Genomic DNA, 16,615 nt, shown 5'->3' on the forward strand with positions numbered 1-16,615 from the left:
AGGCACAATAGCGGTTTGCCGTTCATTCCGTTGTCCGGGCGGCCGCCGTTTCCATCCATGACCCAAGTCCCAAAGCCTCGCGAAGTGTTCATCCAAGGTGTCACCCTGGAAGGGCGCACGTTCCGTCCCAGCGACTGGGCGGAGCGGCTGGCGGGGGCCATGTCCTGCTTCCGCCCCGGCGGCGCGAAGGCGGGCATCGGGGCGCACATCGGCTATTCGCCCTACTGTGTGCCACGGGTGATCAACGGCATCAAGTGCGTGATCGTCAACGAGGAGCTGAAGTCGGTCGAGCCCATGGCCTGGGACTTCGTCATGAACTTCGCTCGTGACAACCACCTGCAGGTCGCCGAGGCCTGTCTGCTGCCCGAGCGCGGCGAGCGCTGAGACTCCGGGCGCAGGGGCTGCCCGCCCTGGATCTTCTCCTTCCTCACCTCAGCTTGCCGTCAGGTTCGGCGTTGGCGTCGGCTGCGCCACAGGGCCAGGCATTCGGCGCCACCCCACAGGAGCAAGCTGGTGGCAACGCGCAGGCGTTGCCCGATTCGCATGGGGGGCTTGTGCATGGCGTGATCCATCGGGCGTGCCGCCTTTGTGGCGTCCTCGGGGGAAGATGGCTGGCAGCCTAGCCGGCATGCATGACGAAAGCATGGCGCGGGCCTGGGCTGTTTGGCGCATGGCGGGCTTTGTCGGCCCTGGCTATGCTGACCGCTCATCCTGCCGGCCTCGGCTGATGCCGCTGATCCGGTGACTCCGGTGACTCCGGTGACATCAGACGGCCTGCAGGCATCTGCAGGCCTGCTGCACGTCCGTCGCCCGACACCCTTGCTGGAATCCCTGACCCTGCTCGACCGGCTGCAATCGCAGTCCCGCGGCCTCCTGGAGCGCCATGACGTGGCTGTGGTGGAGGTGGCTGGGCAGTCGCTGCCCGTGCCGGTGCTCAGCTTGGGCAGCCGTGCGCCCGAGGCGCCGGCCATCGGCTTCTTTGGCGGGGTGCATGGCCTGGAGCGCATTGGCAGCCAGGTGGTGCTGTCCTACCTGGCCAGCCTGGTTGCCCGCCTGGGCTGGGACGAGCTGCTGCACCAGCAACTGCAGGGACTGCGCATGGTCTTCATGCCCTTGGTGAACCCGGGCGGGCTGTTGCTGGGCACGCGCGCCAACCCCGCTGGCGTGGACCTGATGCGTAACGCGCCGGTCGAGGCGGAGCGCCCGGTGCCTTTCCTGGTGGGCGGGCAGCGCCTCAGCGCCAGCCTGCCCTGGTATCGCGGCAGGACGGGTGCCAAGTTGGAACCGGAAGCGCAAGCCCTTTGTCAGGTGGTTTGTGACGAACTGTTGCGCCACCGCGCCGCCCTGTCCATCGACTGCCATTCAGGATTCGGCCTCGATGACAGAATCTGGTTCCCGTTCGCTTACAGCACAAAGCCAATCCTGCATCTGCCGGAGATGCTGGCGCTGAGCGAATTGCTGGACCAGACCCACGCCCAGCACCGCTATGTGTTCGAGCCGCAGAGTCGGCAATACCTGACGCACGGGGATTTGTGGGATTACCTGTATCTGGAATCCTGCCAAATGTCCGACCGCGTTTTTCTTCCCCTGACCCTGGAGATGGGCTCCTGGGTGTGGGTCAAGAAGAATCCTCGCCAGCTCTTTTCACGGGATGGCATCTTCAATCCCAAGGTGAGCCATCGCCAGCAGCGGGTCCTGCGCCGCCATCTTGGCTGGCTGGACTTCTGCGCCAGGGCTGCCTTCAGCATGCCGCGCTGGCTGCCATCTGGTGCAGGGCGCGAGCAGGCGCGCGAGCGGGCGCTGGACCGCTGGTACCGAGGGGGCGGGCATGAGCGATGAAGTGGCGGCAACCTGGGTATTGCTGCGCGGCCTGACCCGCGAATCGGGCCACTGGGGACGCTTCCCGCTGCAGATGATGCAGGGGCTGCGCGCGACGCAGGGGCCGGTGCGTGTGCTGACCCTGGATTTGCCGGGCAATGGCGCGCGGTTCCGGGAGAAGAGTCCGACGGACATCGGCGAGATGGTGGAGGATCTGCGCGAGCAACTGCGCCGCGCGGGTGTGGCCGGGCCTGTCCATGTGTTGGCTCTCAGCCTGGGGGGTATGGTGGCGGCGGAATGGGCACAGCGCTATCCCGCCGAGCTTGCGGCGGCTGTGCTGGCCAGCACCAGCATGAAACCCTTCAGTCCGTTTTTCAGGCGACTGCGCCCCACCAACTACCTGACCCTGGTGGCCATGAGTCTGGCGCGGTTTGCTGCGCGCTGGCGCGAGCGCCATGTGCTGCAACTGACCTCCCAGCTGATGTGCCACTCCGAGGAGGTGCTGGACGACTGGGTGGCCTTGCACCGGCGGCATCCGGTCAGCGGGCGCAATGTGCTGCGCCAGTTGTGGGCTGCCATGAACTACCGCGCCAGCCGTGCGCGGCCCCGGGTGCCCATGCTGTTGCTGTGCGGGCAGGGGGACATGCTGGTGGATTGGCGCTGCTCCCAGGCGGTGAGCCGCGGCTGGGGGCTGCCCCTGCGCATGCATACGCGGGCCGGTCATGACATCCCGCTGGACGATCCGGACTGGGTGGTGCGCGCGGTGGGCGACTGGCTGGCCAAGAGAGAGCTGATGAATGGTGCCGGCACCCAGCCCATGGAGCTGGAAACCGTGCCACTGCCCATGGCTTGAGCCTGTTCGGCGTGCGGCTCGAATGCCTCGGGTGGTTCTTGTCCGCTAAGGTCGGGAATCCGGGCAACACCAGTTACCCTGGTCATTCGCGCTGAGCTTTGGCTGGTGGCATGAAAAAGGCCCGCCAGAGGCGGGCCTTTCATTTCTTTGCACCAGGACTGGTGTTTCAGGCAGCCAGTGCCTTGATCTTGGCGGACAGGCGGCTCTTATGGCGAGCAGCCTTGTTCTTGTGGAAGATGCCCTTGTCGGCGACCGAATCGATCACGGCCTGGGCAGTCTTGAACAGTTCAGCAGCCTTGGTCTTGTCGCCAGCGACCACGGCTTTTTGCACGTTCTTGATGACGGTGCGGAATTTGGAGCGCAGAGCCGTGTTGGCGGCGTTCAGCTTCACGTCCTGGCGAGCGCGCTTGCGGCCCGATGCCAAACGGACGGTTTTCTTCTTGGCTTTGGAAGAGCTTGCCATGTTCTTTGTTAATCCAGTTGGTGCAAAGACCGCGAGTATAGCACTTGCAAACGGAGTTTCATAGGCCCGACATGCAAATTCGGCCATCTCGCGGAGGAAGCGCCGAATTCTAGGGCACGGCCTTCGCTCATAATCGCCGCCCGTCCGCCCTGCTTGCATGGCCCGGCACTCTCCAGGAGAGGCGGGGCCCGACCCGGTTCCAGCCAGCTTGGCTGAGACAAGAAAGCCGATAAACCTGATGAGTCTGCTGCGTTCCGCGTCCCTGATTTCCGTGCTGACCCTGGCTTCCCGTGTGACGGGGCTGGTGAGGGAGCAGATGGTGGCAGGCCTGTTCGGTGCGAATGCCATGACCGACGCCTTCCTGGTGTCCTTTCGCATTCCCAACCTGCTGCGTCGACTGTTCGCCGAGGGCGCCTTTTCCCAGGCCTTCGTGCCCGCCCTGGCGGCCACGCGGGCCAAGCATGGCGACGAGGCTACCCGTGAGCTGGTGGACGCCGTGGCTACCGTACTCACCTGGGCCTTGCTGGCAACTTGCGTGTTGGGTGTTGTGGCCGCGCCGCTGCTGGTCTGGGCCCTGGGCTCAGGCATGCCCAGGGAAGGGCATGAGGCCGCGGTCGTGATGACTCGCTGGACCTTTCCCTACATCGGGTGCATGTCCCTGGTGGCGCTCTCGGCCGGCGTGCTCAACACCTGGAAGCGCTTCATGGTGCCGGCTGTAACGCCGGTGCTGCTGAACCTCAGCTGCATCATCGTGGGCGCTCTGCTGGCGAAGCAGTTGCCGGCCTGGGGATATCCAGGCATCTATTCCATGGCCTTGGGCGTGATGGTGGGTGGCGTGCTGCAGTTGGCCGTGCAGGTGCCGGCGCTGAGGCGCATCGGCATGCTGCCGCGCATCGGCTTGAGCTGGGCGGCCTTGCGTCGTGCCCAGCACCACGGCGGCGTGCTGCAGGTCCTGAAGCAGATGGGGCCTGCATTGCTGGGCGTGGGGGTGTCCCAGGTCTCGCTGCTGATCAATACCCAGATCTCCAGCCACATCGCCGAGGGCGCCACCTCCTGGCTCAACTATGCGGACCGTCTGATGGAGTTCCCCATCGGCCTGCTGGGCGTGGCCCTGAGCGCCGTGCTGACACCGCAGCTGGCCGCCGCACAGGCCAGCGAGCAGGCCGATCGCTACTCTGCCTTGCTGGATTGGGGTTTGCGCATGGTGATGCTCCTGGCCCTGCCGTGCGCTGTGGCGCTGCTGGTCTTCGCCGAGCCCCTGGTGGCGACGCTCTACCACCGTGGCGCCTTCCAGGCCGGCGACGTGGAGCGTACCGCGGAGGCTGTCATGGGTTGGGGGGTCGGCCTGCTGGGCCTTGTGGCGATCAAGGTGCTGGCGCCGGGGTTCTACGCCCGCCAGGACAGTGCAACCCCGGCGCGCATTGCCATCGCCGTGCTGCTGCTGACCCAGGTGTTCAATCTCATCCTGGTGCCCACCATTGGCGTTGCGGGACTGGCACTCTCCATCGGCCTGGCGGCCCTTGTCAATGCGGCGGTGCTCTTGCGCGGCTTGCGCCAGCGAGGGGCCTATACGCCAGCGCCGGGCTGGGGCGCCTTCATGCTTCGCGTGCTGCTGGCCTGTCTGGCCATGGGGGCGCTGCAATGGTGGCTGGGAAGACAGCTGGACTGGGTCGAGCTGGGTCGGCACGAGATGCAACGCGCAGGCTGGATGGCCCTGAGCCTTGGCGGCTCGGCCCTGGTCTATTTCGCGGTCCTGCTCTTGTCCGGGTTGAAACTGCGTGAGTTTGCGCGCCGCCACTGAGGCGTGGATGATGTGCCCATGACAGCCTTTCTGGACCTGGCCGGCGCGGATCCGCTGGACTACTTCGCCCGGCTGGTGGCCGAGGACGAGAGCCTGAACCTGCTGGAGGCCGCGGCCACCCTGGCCCAGGATGAATGGCCGCAGCTCGACGTGCAGCAGTTGCTGGCGGATGTCGACGAGCTGGCGCTCAGGCTGAAGCGCCGTGTGCCGCCGGATGCCGTCGCCAGCCAGCGCCTGCGCCTGCTGAACCAGTTCTTCTTCCAGGATCTGGGCTTTGCGGGCAATGTCAACGACTACTACGCCTCGGCCAACTCCTATCTGCACGAGGTGCTGAAGACCCGGCGCGGCATCCCCATCAGCCTGAGCCTGCTGTATGCCGAGCTGGCCCTGCAGCTGGGCTTGCGGGCACGGGGAATCTCTTTTCCAGGGCATTTCCTGGTGTGTCTGAAACTGCCGGCGGGCGACGTGGTGATGGACGTCTTCCACGGGCGTTCGCTCTCGCGTGATGCGCTGGAGGAGCTCCTGCATCCGCTGCGCGAGCGGGCAGGGGTGAGCGATCCGGCGGACCTGCCCTTGGAGCTCTTTCTCCAGCCCTGCAGTCCGCGCCAGTGGTTGGCGCGCATGCTGCGCAACCTCAAGGAGATCCATCGGCGCGCCGCGGCCTGGGTCTTGCTGCTGCAGGTTCAGCACAGGCTGCTGATCCTGCTGCCGGATGATGCCGAGGAGTTGCTGGATCGCGCTTACACCCTGGAGCGTCTCATGCAGTGGCCCGAAGCTGTGGCCGACTATGAACGCCTGCTGGGTCTGCACCCTCCCGTCGAGCTGGCGCAGCAGGCGCGCGCGCGTCTGGATCAGCTGCGCCAATCGCCCGGCGGGCGCATGCTGCATTGAGCGACCCGGCTCTCGCCCCGGCCAGGCCCTCAGCCAGGGGGCGCAACAGACCCTAGAATCCGGGCCTGCTTCCCATGGCCCCGCCTGCCGCCGGTGTTTCACAGCAGGACCGCAACCCTTTACCCACATCACACCCGCATGACCTTGAGCAAGACCCAACGCTATGCGCTGGCCTGGACGGCCCTGGCCCTGCTGTGCCTGGGGCTGGTCTGGCTGCTCTCGCCGGTGCTGGCGCCCTTCCTCACTGCCGGCATCCTGGCCTATGCCCTGAGCCCTGCGGTCGAGGCCCTGACGAGGCGTCGCGTGCCCCGGCTGCTGGCCGTGGTCCTGGTGGAGCTGGCAGCCGTGGTGGCCTTGCTTTCCCTCTTTCTGCTTCTGCTGCCCATCCTCAGCCGCGAGCTGCCCCAGTTGCGTGAGCAGATTCCCGTGCTGGCCAATGCCTTGAACAAGCATGTGGCACCCTGGCTGTCCCAGCATGGTGTGCAGGTGGCCCTGGATACGGCCAGCATCAAGGCCTTTGTGCTCAAGTACCTCGACGCCAATCTGGAGGATTGGCTTGCCACCGCCCTCAGTTCGGCGCGTATCGGTGGAAGCTTCGTGCTGGCCATCGTGGGCAATGCCGTGCTGCTGCCGGTGGTGCTGTTCTACCTGCTGCATGACTGGCACCGTCTGCTCGCACGGGCCTGGGACCTGGTGCCCCCGCGCCTGCGGCCGCCGGTGGGGCGCTTTCTGCATGAGTGCGACACCATGCTGGGCCAGTACCTGCGCGGCCAACTGCTGGTGATGCTGCTGCTGGCCGTCTACTACAGCGCAGCCCTGATGCTGGCCGGCTTTGACCTGGCCCTGCCCGTGGGCATCTTCACGGGGCTGGCGGTTTTCATCCCCTATCTGGGTTTCGGCCTGGGGCTGCTGTTGGCGCTCATGGCTGCACTGCTGCAGTTCGCCAATCTCTATGGCCTGCTGGCTGTGGCCGTGGTGTTCAGCCTCGGCCAGTTGCTGGAGAGCTTCGTGCTGACACCCCGCCTGGTGGGGGAGCGCATCGGCCTGTCGCCGCTGATGGTGATCTTCGCCCTGCTGGCCTTTGGCCATCTGTTCGGTTTTGTCGGCGTGCTGATCGCCTTGCCCGTGTCCGCCCTGGGGGTGGTTGCCGCGCGCCGTCTGCGCGAGGCCTACCTGTCCAGCGCCCTGTACCAGAGTCCCCGTTCTTGAAGCAGATCCCGCTGGCGCTCGGTCCCGAGCCGCATTACTCCTTCGACAACCTCCTGCCTGGCGCCAACGAGGCGGCCCTGGCGCACCTGCAGTCCCTGCGCCCGGGAGAGCCACCCGTGTTCCTCTGGGGGCAGGCCGGTTGCGGCAAGACCCATGTGCTGCGCGCCCTGGCCCAGTCATGGCAGGCGGCGGGTGCCCAGGTCGGCTGGTACGACGCCGACACGCCGCTGCCCTGGGAGCTGCCCGCCCACCCCAGCCTGCTGCTGCTGGACGACTGCGACCGCTTCGATCCCGGCCAGCAACACGCGGCCTTCACGCTCTTCGTCGAGGCGGCCACGCTGGGCCTGGCCGTGGTGTCCACCGGCGTGGCACCGCCCATAGACCTTGAGCTGCGCGAGGACCTGCGCACCCGCCTCGGCTGGGGGCCGACCTATGCCCTGCAGCCTCTGCCCGAAGGCGAGATGCGCGCCGCCCTGCGCCGTGAGGCCGACCGCCGTGGCATCGTGCTCAGCGACGAGGTCATGGACTACCTCCTGACCCGCTTCGCTCGCGACCTCAAGCACCTGATGGGCCTGCTGGACAGGCTCGATGAATTCGCCCTGGCCAACAAGCGGGCCGTGACGGTGCCCCTGCTGCGCCAGATGCTGCTCGACCAAGGAAGCTGATGAACCTCACCCTGTTCGATCTCGACGGCACCCTGATCCCGGGTGATTCCGACCATGCCTTTGGGCAGTTCATGGTCCAGATCGGCTGGGCCGAGGGGGCTGACTGGGCGCGGCGCAACGACGAGTTCTTCGCCCAGTACCAAAGCGGCCAGCTCAATCTGCACGACTACATCGCTTTCGCGACCTCGGTCTGGCGCTCGCGTCCCCTGGAAGAGGCTCTGTCGGTGCGCCAGCGCTTCATGGCCGAGGTGATGCAGCCCATGATGCGCGACAATGCGCGGGCCCTGGTGCGTCAACACCAGGCGCGCGGTGACCTGGTGGCCATCGTGACCGCCACCAACGAATTCGTGACCACTCCCATCGCCGAGGCCTTTGGTGTGTCTGATCTGATTGCGGTGCAGCTGCAGCGGGATGCCACGGGCCACTACAACGGGGCCATCCACGGCGTGCCGTCCTTCCAGGCCGGCAAGATCGTACGCGTCGAGCAATGGCTGGCCGGGCAGGGGCGGGCGCTGAAGGATTTCGAGCAAGTGCATTTCTACAGCGATTCGGTGAACGACCTGCCCCTGATGGAGCGGGTCAGCCACCCTGTCGCGACCAACCCTTCTGCAGCGCTGGCACAGATTGCCCAGGCCCGGGGCTGGCCTATCCTGAATCTCTTTGCATGATCAAGAACCTGATTGACAAGCTGCTGGGCAAACCCGGCAAACCCGATGCCAAGGCGGGTGCCAAGGCCAAGTCCGGCGCGCACGCCCTGGGCAAGCGCGTCGAGATCGGCGCGGCCGAGCACGGCATCGACCCCGAGCTGCTCGACGATCGCGCCGTCAAGGTCGTGCGCACGCTCAGCGACGCAGGCTTCGAGGCCTATATCGTCGGTGGCGCGGTGCGCGACCTGCTGCTGGGCCGGCGTCCCAAGGATTTCGACGTGGCGACCAACGCCACCCCTGAGCAGGTCAAGGGCCTGTTCCGCCGGGCCTTCATCATCGGCCGTCGCTTCCGCATCGTGCACGTGGTCTACGGGCGCGGGCGTGAGCATGAGGTGATCGAAGTCTCGACCTTCCGTGCCCTGCTGGCCAACGAGGCCGCCGAGCAAGTCAGTGGCAATGAGAAGACCTCCAAGGACGAGCTGGCCGGCAAGAGCCATGTGGTCGATGCCAGCGGCCGCGTGCTGCGCGACAACGTCTGGGGGCCGCAGATCGAAGACGCTGCCCGCCGCGACTTCACCATCAATGCCATGTACTACGAGCCCCAGCGCGAGCTGGTGGTGGACTACCACGGTGGCTTTGCCGACGTGAAAAAGCGCGTTCTGCGCATGATCGGCGATCCGGAGACCCGCTACCGCGAGGATCCGGTGCGCATCCTGCGTGCCGTGCGTTTCGCTGCCAAGCTGGGTTTCGAGCTTGAGCCCAAGACCCGCGCGCCGGTCAAGGCCATGATCCCCCTGCTGCAGAACGTGCCCATCTCTCGCATGTTCGACGAGATGATCAAGCTGCTGCAGACCGGCCATTCCCTGGCCAGCCTGGACGAGCTGCGCAAGCAGGGCCTGGGTCGCGGGGTGTTCTCCATCCTGGATGCGGTGCTGGACGAGAAGGGTGCTCTGCCGGACGAGGCGCGCGGCCAGTTTGTGCGTCGCGCGCTGGAGGACACCGATCGCCGCGTGGCCGAGGGCCGCAGCGTCGCCCCCAGCTTCATGCTGGCCTGCATGCTGTGGCATGAGGTCCAGGGGCGCTGGCAGCGCCTGCGCGATGGTGGCGAGCCGGCCGTGCCGGCTCTGCAGCAAGCCATTGACCTGGTTTTCGACGCTCGTATCGGCGACATCTCAGGCCGCGGCAAGCTGGCCGCAGACATGCGCGAGATCTGGATGATGCAGCCGCGCTTCGAGCGTCGCAGTGGCAACGGCCCTTACAGCCTGGTCGAGCAGCCGCGCTACCGCGCCGGCTTCGATTTCCTGCTGCTGCGTGCCGAGGTGGGCGATCTGGACATGGCCCTGGTCGACTGGTGGGAAGACTTTGCCCTGGGCAGCGACGAGGAGCGCCGGGCCCTGGTCGAACAGGCGCGCGAGACCGAGCGCCTGCAACGCAAGAGCGGCGGAGGCCGCGTGCGCCAGGTTGCCAAGGGGGCGCTCAGCGGTGAAGTCCGCCCGGCTGCCTCGGGTGCCGAGGCGTCTGCAGAAGAGGGCGGAGATGCCGATGAAGGCGCGGAAGATGAGCGCGAGGGCTCGCCTGCACGCAAGCGCCGCCGTCGTCGCAAGCCGCGTGGCGGCGGTGGTGGATCGGCTCCTGCCGGCTCCGGTGCTGTCGATGCGGGCTGATCCCCGTCGTGCCCTGGGTCGCTCATGAAGGCCTACATCGGGCTGGGCGCCAATCTGGGTGACCTGGTCGCAACCCTGCAGGCTGCCTTGTCGGCTTTGGACAGGCTGCCTCAGTCGCGGCTGATCGGGGTGTCCTCGGGCTGGCGCAGCGCGCCGGTCGATGCGGGCGGCCCGGACTTTCTCAATGCCGTGGCCTGTCTGGAGACGGCATTGGCTCCCCTGGACTTGCTGGATGCCTTGCAGTCCATCGAGTTGGCATACGGCCGCGAACGGCCCTACCACCACGCCCCCCGCACCCTGGACCTGGACTTGCTGCTGATGGAGGGTCAGGTCTTGTCCGAGCCCAGGCTTCAGCTGCCGCACCCGCGCCTGCACCAGCGTGCCTTCGTGCTCAGGCCGCTGCTTGAGCTGGCGCCCGAGCTGGCCCTGCCCGGCATTGGCCGGCTGGATGCGCTGCTGCCGGCCGTCGCAGGGCAGCGCCTGCATCATGATGGGGTCTTGTGGCCCCAGGCCGGGAGCTGAAGTCCTTCCGGCTCAATCCTGGAGCACTTCCATGCCATTCTTCAACTGGGCCGGGACGGCCTCCATGGCCTACTGGCAGACCGTCGGCCTGTTGCTGCTCTCCAATGTCTTCATGACCTTTGCCTGGTACGGGCACCTGAAAGACCTGGCCGCGCGGCCCTGGTGGATCGCCGCCCTGGTGAGTTGGTCCATTGCCCTGTTCGAGTACCTGCTGCAGGTGCCGGCCAACCGCATTGGCTATGCCGGCGGCGTCAGTCTCGCCCAGCTCAAGATCACCCAGGAGGTCCTGACCCTGGCTGTCTTCGTGCCTTTCTCCATGTTCTTCATGGGGCAGCCCTTCAAGACGGACTATGTGTGGGCCGGTCTGTGCCTGCTGGGGGCGGTCTATTTCATTTTCCGCAGTGCCTGAGTCCACGCTGGGCGCCCATGGTGGCGGCTCTGGCTGTCATCTGCCGTCATGGAACTGTCACAGTTCGTGCGCTACTCGCCATTACACTTCCGGCTTTGCCACGTTGTGATGACGTGGTGATGACCATTCCATTACATCTCACCCTATTGACTCACTGTGGACTGAGGTCGGCTGATCAGCCTGCCCTTTCTGCCAGGAGAACCCATGCTGTTTGGCAAGCTGCTGCCCAAAGAGGGCAATTTTTTTGAGCTATTCAACGAGCACGGCGCCCAGATCGCCGAAGGTGCCCGGGCCTTCATGGCCATGTGCCAGAACTACAGCGACATCACGTTGCGCGAGAAGTTCGCTGCCGACGTGGATGCCTATGAGCATCACGCCGATCGCGTGACGGCCGAGGTCAATCGCCTCCTGCATCGCACCTTCATCACGCCGATCGACCGTGAGCAGATCCACAGCCTGATCAACGCCATGGACGACATCCTGGACCTGCTGCAGGACTCCAGCGAGACCATGCAGCTCTATGACGTGCGGTCCATCCCCGAGGACGTGCTGCGCCTGGCCGAGCTGTCGGCCAAGTGCTGCGAACGCGTGCAGCATGCCGTCACGCTGCTGCCCAAGCTGAGCCAGCCGCAGACGGCTGAGGCCGCCATCAAGACCTGCGAAGAGATCGACAAGCTCGAGTCCGACGCAGACCGCGTCATGCGCTCGGCCATGTCCCGCCTGTTCCGCGAGCAGGAAGATGTGCGCGAGCTGATCAAGCTCAAGGCCATCTACGAGCAGCTGGAGTCCATCTCCGACCGCTGCGAGGACGTCGCCAACCTGATCGAGGGCATCGTCCTCGAGAACTCCTGACGCGCCTCGATTCATGGAAACCATCAACGTTGCGTTCTGGGTCGTCGTGCTGCTGGTCGTGCTGGCCGTGCTGTTCGACTTCATGAACGGTTTTCATGACGCCGCGAACTCCATCGCTACGGTCGTCTCCACCGGCGTGCTGAAGCCACAGCAGGCGGTGCTGTTTGCTGCCTTCTTCAACGTCATCGCCATCGCCTTCTTCCAGCTCAACGTAGCTGCCACCATCGGCAAGGGCATCGTTGAGCCGGGCATTGTGGACCACCACATCGTCTTCGGTGCGCTGATCGGGGCCATCACCTGGAACCTGATCACCTGGTACTACGGCATTCCCTCGAGCTCCTCGCATGCGCTGATCGGCGGCATCGTGGGCGCGGTGATCGCCAAGGTCGGCGTGCAGGGCCTGGTGGCCAAGAAGATCGGCATCACGGTGCTGTTCATCTTCGTGTCGCCGGTGCTGGGCTTCGTGCTCGGCTCGTTGCTCATGGTGGCTGTGGCCTGGTTGTTCCGCCGCTCCTCGCCGCTGCGCGTGGACAACTGGTTCCGCCGCCTGCAACTGGTGTCGGCCGGCCTGTACAGCCTGGGCCATGGGGGCAATGACGCGCAAAAGACCATCGGCATCATCTGGATGCTGCTCATGGCGGCGGGCTATGCCGAGGCGGGTGCCAAGCTGCCCCCGACCTGGGTCATCTGGGTTTGCTACCTGGCCATCGGCGCCGGCACCATGTTCGGCGGCTGGCGCATCGTGCAGACCATGGGCCAGAAGATCACCAAGCTCAAGCCTGTGGGCGGCTTCTGCGCCGAAACTGGCGGCGCGCTGACGCTGTTCCTGGCGACGGCGATGGGCGTGCCGGTCTCGACCACGCACACCATCACCGGCGCCATCGTCGGTGTGGGCTCCACGCAGCGGGCCTCGGCCGTGCGCTGGGGCGTGGCGGGCAACATCGTCTGGGCTTGGATCTTTACCATCCCGGCTGCCGCCTTCGTGGCCGGTCTGTGCTACTGGGTGAGCTTCAAGCTGTTCTGAGCCCGACGCTTTGGCTGTGCAAGAACAAAGGCCCGGCTGCTGATGCAGTCGGGCCATTTTCATGGGGCTGTCCGTACGCCTGGCTTTGGCTCTTGTGTGCCGGCGCCGAGCGTTCTGCCATCACCTGGCCTGACGGACCCGCCTGATGGCACCGCGAGGTGGGGCGCCATCAGGCGGGGGGCGTGTCTTACTGGCTCAATTCCTTGGCTGCCTCTGCTTGGCTTTCAAAGTAGCGCTGGGCGGAAAAGGCAATGGTGGTCATCAGGCAGGCGCCGCCCACCATGAGGCAGGCCACGACGCCGATGATGGCGCCCCAGCCGCTGGCGCGCCCGCTGCGGCCGTTGTTGTGGATCTGGTTCCAGCGCTCGTCCGGCGTCAGGCCCCAGACAATGCCTTGCAGCATGGCAATGGACAGCATCAGCCCCAGCAGCGGCATCAGCATCCAGGCCAGGCGGTCGTCCTGGCCCAGGACGTCCATGCGGTGGATGCCATAGAGCCCGGCCAGGCTGGGCCAGGGGAAGAGCCAGGCCAGCTTGTCACGAAAGCCATGGACGTAGAGCCGGTGCAGGCCGAAGGCCCCCAGGCCCAGGGCCAGCCAGGTGGCGAGCGTCTTGGAGCGGTAGCTCAGGGTAGGGGGGGAAGCCTGGCTCATGCGTCCTCCGCGGGGGTGTTGTCGCCATGGCCGAGCTGGCGCTGCATCAGCACCACGTCCAGCCAGCGGCCGAACTTCCAGCCTGAGGACTTCAGCAGGCCCGTGGGCTCGAAGCCCAAGGCGCGGTGCACGCCCACCGAACCGTGGTTCTGGGAATCGCCGATCACCGCCAGCATCTGCCGTGCGCCCGCGCGCTCGCAGCGCGCGATGAGCTCGGCCAGCAGCAGCCGGCCCACGCCCTGGCCCTGGGCGGTGGGGGCCAGGTAGATCGAGTCCTCCACGCAGAAGCGGTAGGCCATGCGGGGGCGGAAGTAGTTGGCGTAGGCGTAGCCCAGCACCTCCTCGCCGCGCACCGCCACCAGGTAAGGCAGGGCGCGGGACAGCACTTCGGCGCGGCGGCGGCCCATCTCGGCCAGGTCGGGGACGTCCGTCTCGAAAGTGCCGGTTCCATGCAGCACGGCATGCTTGTAGATGGCCTGGATGGCGGGCAGATCGGCGTCCTGGCTGGGGCGGATCAGCAGCGGGAGGGCTTGGGACATGGGGGGAGGATCGAGGGCAGGGGGGGTGAAAATGGCGGAAAACAGGAGCGCCAGAGATTCTCTGCCGCGACTTGCTATCGCAATTGGATTTGCGAGTTTATAATGCCAGGTTTTGGTGCCGGTCGCGGGGGGACTCGCGGCGTATCTACGGTGCCAACAACCGGTGCACCCCGAAAGCCTGGAGATGGCGAGCGGGATGTCCCATGGTCTGCTTGCCCTGAGTGTCTCCTGGTGCGGTAGAACGCTTCAACTCAAAGGACTCATCATGGTCGTGATTCGACTCGCACGCGGCGGCTCTAAGAAGCGCCCCTTCTACAACATCGTCGTCGCCAACAGCCAGGAGCGTCGTGACGGCCGCTTCATCGAGCGCGTGGGCTTCTACAACCCCGTGGCTTCCGGCAATGCCGAAAGCCTGCGCGTGGTGCAAGACCGCGTGGCCTACTGGGTTGGCGTCGGCGCCCAGCTGTCGCCCACCGTGGCCCGTCTGGTCGACCAGGCCAAGAAGGCTGCCTGAGCGTCCGCTCAGCTGATATCGAGCCTTGCGCGTGACTGCCCCCGAGACCCGTTCCCCCGCTGAAGCTGCCGATGCAGCCTGGCCGGATGACGCCATCGAGGTCGCGCGCATTGCCGATGCCTGGGGCATCAAGGGCTGGTTCAAAGTCCATGCTCATTCCGCTGATCCCCAGGCGATCTTCGCGACCCGGCGCTGGTTCCTGAAACCCGCCGAGACCGCGATCCCAGGCAAGGGCACCGTGCCCGGCCTGCTCAAGATTCTTTCCCTGCGTGAGCATGGCGATGGCCTGGTGGCCAGCGCCGAGGGCGTGTCTGACCGCAACGGGGCCGAGGCCCTGCGCGGTGCCCGCGTCTTCGTCTCACGCACGCATTTCCCCAAGGCCGATCCGGACGAGTTCTACTGGGTGGACCTGGTGGGCCTCACCGTGGTGAACCGCCAGGGCGAGACCCTGGGCGAGGTGATCGGCCTGCTCGACACCGGTCCGCATGCCGTGCTGCGCATTCAGCCCGCCGGGCTGACCGCCCCGGTCAAGCCGGAGCAGGAACGCCTGATCCCCTTCGTGTCCGCCTTCGTCGATGATGTGAGCCTGCAAGAGCGCCGCATCACGGTGGACTGGGGTCTGGACTTCTGAGTCCTGCCTTGCCGTGGCGCCTGCCGCATGCGCGTCGACCTCATCACCCTGTTTCCTGAGCTGTTCGCCCCGCATCTGTCGGTGGGCGTGACGCGTCGTGCCTTCGAGAGTCGTCAGGTCGACGTCCAGCTCTGGCAGCTGCGCGACTACGCCGAAGACAACTACCGCCGCGTCGATGACCGCCCCTACGGCGGTGGCCCTGGCATGGTCATGCTGGTGGAGCCGCTGGAGCGCGCGCTGGCGGCCGTCTTGACGGCCCGGCAGGCCAGTGGCGCCGATGCCGGTGCAGCGCCGCAGATCATCCATTTCAGCCCCACGGGCCGTCGCATGGATCAGTCCCTGGTCCGCGAACTCGCGCAGGGGCCTGGGGCTGTGTTGCTGTGCGGGCGCTACGAGGGCATGGACCAGCGCTTCCTGGATCGCCACGTCACCCTGGAGCTGAGCCTGGGCGATTTCGTACTCAGCGGCGGCGAGCTGCCGGCCCTGGCCTTGTTGGATGCCGTCGCGCGGCTGCAGCCCGGCGTGCTCAACGATGCCGCCTCGCACGAGCAGGACAGCTTCTCCGACGGCCTGCTGGACTGCCCGCACTACAGCCGCCCCGAAGTGCTGGAAGGGCTCCCCGGCCAGACGGAGCCATTGCCGGTGCCGCCGGTGCTGATGTCTGGCCATCATGCCCAGATCGCCCGCTGGCGCCGCGAGCAGTCCCTGGCGCTGACCTGGCGCCGCCGCCCCGAGCTGATCGAGGCGGCCCGCGCGGCCGGCAAGCTCAGCAAGAAGGACGAGGCCTTCCTCAAGTCTTTGATTGATTGAGCTTTTCAGCTACAATCGTGGGCTTTTCGCGATCCTCTATCGGGCGGAGCCCAGCTTCAAGTCAGTGTTTCTGACGGACAGCCGCTCCAGGAATGCAGGCCAGTTCGGGCCGGTTCCAGTCAATTTCAGGTGCGCCGGTACGATCGTCAGGAGATCGATGTGAATCTGATCCAAACCCTTGAGCAAGAAGAAATTGCTCGCCTGAACAAGACCATCCCCGCTTTCGCCCCTGGCGACACGGTGATCGTCAGCGTGAACGTGGTCGAAGGTACCCGCAAGCGCGTGCAGGCCTATGAAGGCGTCGTGATTGCCAAGCGCAACCGCGGCCTGAACTCCAGCTTCATCGTCCGCAAGATTTCGAGCGGCGAAGGCGTGGAGCGTACCTTCCAGCTGTACAGCCCCCTGATTTCGTCCATCGAAGTCAAGCGTCGTGGTGATGTGCGCCGCGCCAAGCTGTACTACCTGCGTCAGCGTTCGGGCAAGTCCGCTCGCATCAAGGAAAAGCTGGCCTGATGGCCGGTCGTGGGTGGGCCTGCTGGCCAACCCTCGAAAGCCGCCCGGGTCGCAAGGCCCCGGCGGCTTTTTTCATGGCTCTTCATGGTTCGCCCGGGGCGAAGCCCGTCACCACCCTTGGCGACGCAGTGCCTGCCG

The 16,615-nt window shown here is 66.1% G+C and carries 20 protein-coding genes; 17 read left to right on the forward strand and 3 right to left on the reverse strand.

What is annotated here, in order from left to right:
• Positions 1-57: 57 nt before the first annotated feature.
• From ACS5PK_RS07875 to ACS5PK_RS07885, 3 genes are all read left to right on the forward strand, one after another.
• Positions 58-384: a DUF3579 domain-containing protein gene (locus ACS5PK_RS07875; RefSeq protein WP_183104535.1), complete on the forward strand. Its 327-nt coding sequence runs from the start codon at positions 58-60 to the stop codon at positions 382-384.
• Positions 385-759: 375 nt separating this feature from the next.
• Positions 760-1,839, forward strand: coding sequence for a M14 family zinc carboxypeptidase (locus ACS5PK_RS07880; RefSeq protein WP_439439686.1), 1,080 nt, complete (start codon positions 760-762; stop codon positions 1,837-1,839).
• Positions 1,829-2,671 (forward strand): alpha/beta fold hydrolase, encoded by an 843-nt coding sequence (locus tag ACS5PK_RS07885; protein WP_439439687.1) that lies wholly within the window; start codon positions 1,829-1,831, stop codon positions 2,669-2,671. Before ACS5PK_RS07880 ends, ACS5PK_RS07885 begins: the two co-directional genes overlap by 11 nt.
• A gap of 166 nt (positions 2,672-2,837) precedes the next feature.
• Here the strand turns inward: ACS5PK_RS07885 and rpsT are convergent, their stop codons facing one another.
• Entirely contained in the window at positions 2,838-3,134 is a 297-nt protein-coding gene (gene rpsT / locus ACS5PK_RS07890; protein WP_133604851.1) for a 30S ribosomal protein S20, read from the reverse strand.
• A gap of 238 nt (positions 3,135-3,372) precedes the next feature.
• On the opposite strand from rpsT, the gene murJ reads away from it, so the two are divergent.
• The 10 genes from murJ (at position 3,373) to ACS5PK_RS07940 (ending at position 12,818) form a co-directional block, all read left to right on the forward strand.
• On the forward strand, positions 3,373-4,935 hold the full coding sequence (gene murJ, locus ACS5PK_RS07895) for a murein biosynthesis integral membrane protein MurJ (RefSeq protein WP_439439688.1): 1,563 nt from the start codon (positions 3,373-3,375) through the stop codon (positions 4,933-4,935).
• Positions 4,936-4,953: 18 nt separating this feature from the next.
• On the forward strand, positions 4,954-5,826 hold the full coding sequence (locus ACS5PK_RS07900) for a SirB1 family protein (protein ID WP_439439689.1): 873 nt from the start codon (positions 4,954-4,956) through the stop codon (positions 5,824-5,826).
• 138 nt (positions 5,827-5,964) lie between these two features.
• Positions 5,965-7,035, forward strand: a complete 1,071-nt coding sequence (locus ACS5PK_RS07905; protein WP_439439690.1) for an AI-2E family transporter — start codon at positions 5,965-5,967, stop codon at positions 7,033-7,035.
• Positions 7,032-7,700 (forward strand): HdaA/DnaA family protein, encoded by a 669-nt coding sequence (locus ACS5PK_RS07910; protein ID WP_183104528.1) that lies wholly within the window; start codon positions 7,032-7,034, stop codon positions 7,698-7,700. The genes ACS5PK_RS07905 and ACS5PK_RS07910 overlap by 4 nt, the downstream gene beginning before the upstream one ends.
• Positions 7,700-8,368, forward strand: coding sequence for an HAD family hydrolase (locus ACS5PK_RS07915; RefSeq protein WP_439439691.1), 669 nt, complete (start codon positions 7,700-7,702; stop codon positions 8,366-8,368). Before ACS5PK_RS07910 ends, ACS5PK_RS07915 begins: the two co-directional genes overlap by 1 nt.
• The gene (pcnB, locus tag ACS5PK_RS07920; RefSeq protein WP_439439692.1) at positions 8,365-10,011 is read left to right on the forward strand and encodes a polynucleotide adenylyltransferase PcnB; all 1,647 of its coding nucleotides are present in this window, start codon (positions 8,365-8,367) and stop codon (positions 10,009-10,011) included. The genes ACS5PK_RS07915 and pcnB overlap by 4 nt, the downstream gene beginning before the upstream one ends.
• Before the next feature lie 24 nt (positions 10,012-10,035).
• Positions 10,036-10,533, forward strand: a complete 498-nt coding sequence (gene folK / locus ACS5PK_RS07925) for a 2-amino-4-hydroxy-6-hydroxymethyldihydropteridine diphosphokinase (RefSeq protein ID WP_439439693.1) — start codon at positions 10,036-10,038, stop codon at positions 10,531-10,533.
• Between the two features lie 31 nt (positions 10,534-10,564).
• The gene (locus ACS5PK_RS07930) at positions 10,565-10,942 is read left to right on the forward strand and encodes a DMT family protein (RefSeq protein ID WP_439439694.1); all 378 of its coding nucleotides are present in this window, start codon (positions 10,565-10,567) and stop codon (positions 10,940-10,942) included.
• Between the two features lie 204 nt (positions 10,943-11,146).
• A complete protein-coding gene (locus tag ACS5PK_RS07935) occupies positions 11,147-11,794 on the forward strand; it encodes a DUF47 domain-containing protein (RefSeq protein ID WP_439439695.1) in 648 nt (215 codons plus the stop codon).
• A 13-nt stretch (positions 11,795-11,807) separates the two neighbouring features.
• Positions 11,808-12,818, forward strand: a complete 1,011-nt coding sequence (locus ACS5PK_RS07940) for an inorganic phosphate transporter (RefSeq protein ID WP_439439696.1) — start codon at positions 11,808-11,810, stop codon at positions 12,816-12,818.
• 187 nt (positions 12,819-13,005) lie between these two features.
• Here ACS5PK_RS07940 and ACS5PK_RS07945 read toward each other — a convergent pair whose 3' ends face one another.
• Positions 13,006-13,470: a hypothetical protein gene (locus ACS5PK_RS07945; RefSeq protein ID WP_439439697.1), complete on the reverse strand. Its 465-nt coding sequence runs from the start codon at positions 13,468-13,470 to the stop codon at positions 13,006-13,008.
• A complete protein-coding gene (locus ACS5PK_RS07950) occupies positions 13,467-14,009 on the reverse strand; it encodes a GNAT family N-acetyltransferase (protein ID WP_439439698.1) in 543 nt (180 codons plus the stop codon). Before ACS5PK_RS07950 ends, ACS5PK_RS07945 begins: the two co-directional genes overlap by 4 nt.
• A gap of 265 nt (positions 14,010-14,274) precedes the next feature.
• On the opposite strand from ACS5PK_RS07950, the gene rpsP reads away from it, so the two are divergent.
• The 4 genes from rpsP (at position 14,275) to rplS (ending at position 16,477) form a co-directional block, all read left to right on the forward strand.
• On the forward strand, positions 14,275-14,523 hold the full coding sequence (gene rpsP, locus ACS5PK_RS07955; RefSeq protein ID WP_439439699.1) for a 30S ribosomal protein S16: 249 nt from the start codon (positions 14,275-14,277) through the stop codon (positions 14,521-14,523).
• A 31-nt stretch (positions 14,524-14,554) separates the two neighbouring features.
• Complete coding sequence (gene rimM, locus ACS5PK_RS07960; RefSeq protein ID WP_439439700.1) at positions 14,555-15,154, forward strand: ribosome maturation factor RimM; 600 nt, start codon at positions 14,555-14,557, stop codon at positions 15,152-15,154.
• A 27-nt stretch (positions 15,155-15,181) separates the two neighbouring features.
• Positions 15,182-15,964, forward strand: a complete 783-nt coding sequence (gene trmD / locus ACS5PK_RS07965; protein ID WP_439439701.1) for a tRNA (guanosine(37)-N1)-methyltransferase TrmD — start codon at positions 15,182-15,184, stop codon at positions 15,962-15,964.
• 159 nt (positions 15,965-16,123) lie between these two features.
• Positions 16,124-16,477 carry a 50S ribosomal protein L19 gene (rplS, locus tag ACS5PK_RS07970; protein WP_183104516.1) on the forward strand — a complete coding sequence of 118 codons (354 nt, stop codon included), beginning with the start codon at positions 16,124-16,126 and terminating at the stop codon, positions 16,475-16,477.
• Positions 16,478-16,615: the final 138 nt, after the last annotated feature.

This window comes from Roseateles sp. DB2 (genome assembly GCF_051857535.1).
GTDB lineage: Bacteria > Pseudomonadota > Gammaproteobacteria > Burkholderiales > Burkholderiaceae_C > Roseateles_B.

What these genes read in the sequence shown, in the direction of transcription:
- ACS5PK_RS07950 (WP_439439698.1), bottom strand. Translation starts at nt 14,009, where the DNA reads ATGTCCCAAGCCCTCCCGCTGCTGATCCGCCCCAGCCAGGACGCCGAT.
- murJ (WP_439439688.1), top strand. Translation starts at nt 3,373, where the DNA reads ATGAGTCTGCTGCGTTCCGCGTCCCTGATTTCCGTGCTGACCCTGGCT.
- ACS5PK_RS07905 (WP_439439690.1), top strand. Translation starts at nt 5,965, where the DNA reads ATGACCTTGAGCAAGACCCAACGCTATGCGCTGGCCTGGACGGCCCTG.
- ACS5PK_RS07940 (WP_439439696.1), top strand. Translation starts at nt 11,808, where the DNA reads ATGGAAACCATCAACGTTGCGTTCTGGGTCGTCGTGCTGCTGGTCGTG.
- ACS5PK_RS07930 (WP_439439694.1), top strand. Translation starts at nt 10,565, where the DNA reads ATGCCATTCTTCAACTGGGCCGGGACGGCCTCCATGGCCTACTGGCAG.
- ACS5PK_RS07915 (WP_439439691.1), top strand. Translation starts at nt 7,700, where the DNA reads ATGAACCTCACCCTGTTCGATCTCGACGGCACCCTGATCCCGGGTGAT.
- ACS5PK_RS07900 (WP_439439689.1), top strand. Translation starts at nt 4,954, where the DNA reads ATGACAGCCTTTCTGGACCTGGCCGGCGCGGATCCGCTGGACTACTTC.
- folK (WP_439439693.1), top strand. Translation starts at nt 10,036, where the DNA reads ATGAAGGCCTACATCGGGCTGGGCGCCAATCTGGGTGACCTGGTCGCA.
- trmD (WP_439439701.1), top strand. Translation starts at nt 15,182, where the DNA reads ATGCGCGTCGACCTCATCACCCTGTTTCCTGAGCTGTTCGCCCCGCAT.
- ACS5PK_RS07935 (WP_439439695.1), top strand. Translation starts at nt 11,147, where the DNA reads ATGCTGTTTGGCAAGCTGCTGCCCAAAGAGGGCAATTTTTTTGAGCTA.
- pcnB (WP_439439692.1), top strand. Translation starts at nt 8,365, where the DNA reads ATGATCAAGAACCTGATTGACAAGCTGCTGGGCAAACCCGGCAAACCC.
- ACS5PK_RS07885 (WP_439439687.1), top strand. Translation starts at nt 1,829, where the DNA reads ATGAGCGATGAAGTGGCGGCAACCTGGGTATTGCTGCGCGGCCTGACC.
- ACS5PK_RS07875 (WP_183104535.1), top strand. Translation starts at nt 58, where the DNA reads ATGACCCAAGTCCCAAAGCCTCGCGAAGTGTTCATCCAAGGTGTCACC.
- ACS5PK_RS07945 (WP_439439697.1), bottom strand. Translation starts at nt 13,470, where the DNA reads ATGAGCCAGGCTTCCCCCCCTACCCTGAGCTACCGCTCCAAGACGCTC.
- rpsT (WP_133604851.1), bottom strand. Translation starts at nt 3,134, where the DNA reads ATGGCAAGCTCTTCCAAAGCCAAGAAGAAAACCGTCCGTTTGGCATCG.
- rpsP (WP_439439699.1), top strand. Translation starts at nt 14,275, where the DNA reads ATGGTCGTGATTCGACTCGCACGCGGCGGCTCTAAGAAGCGCCCCTTC.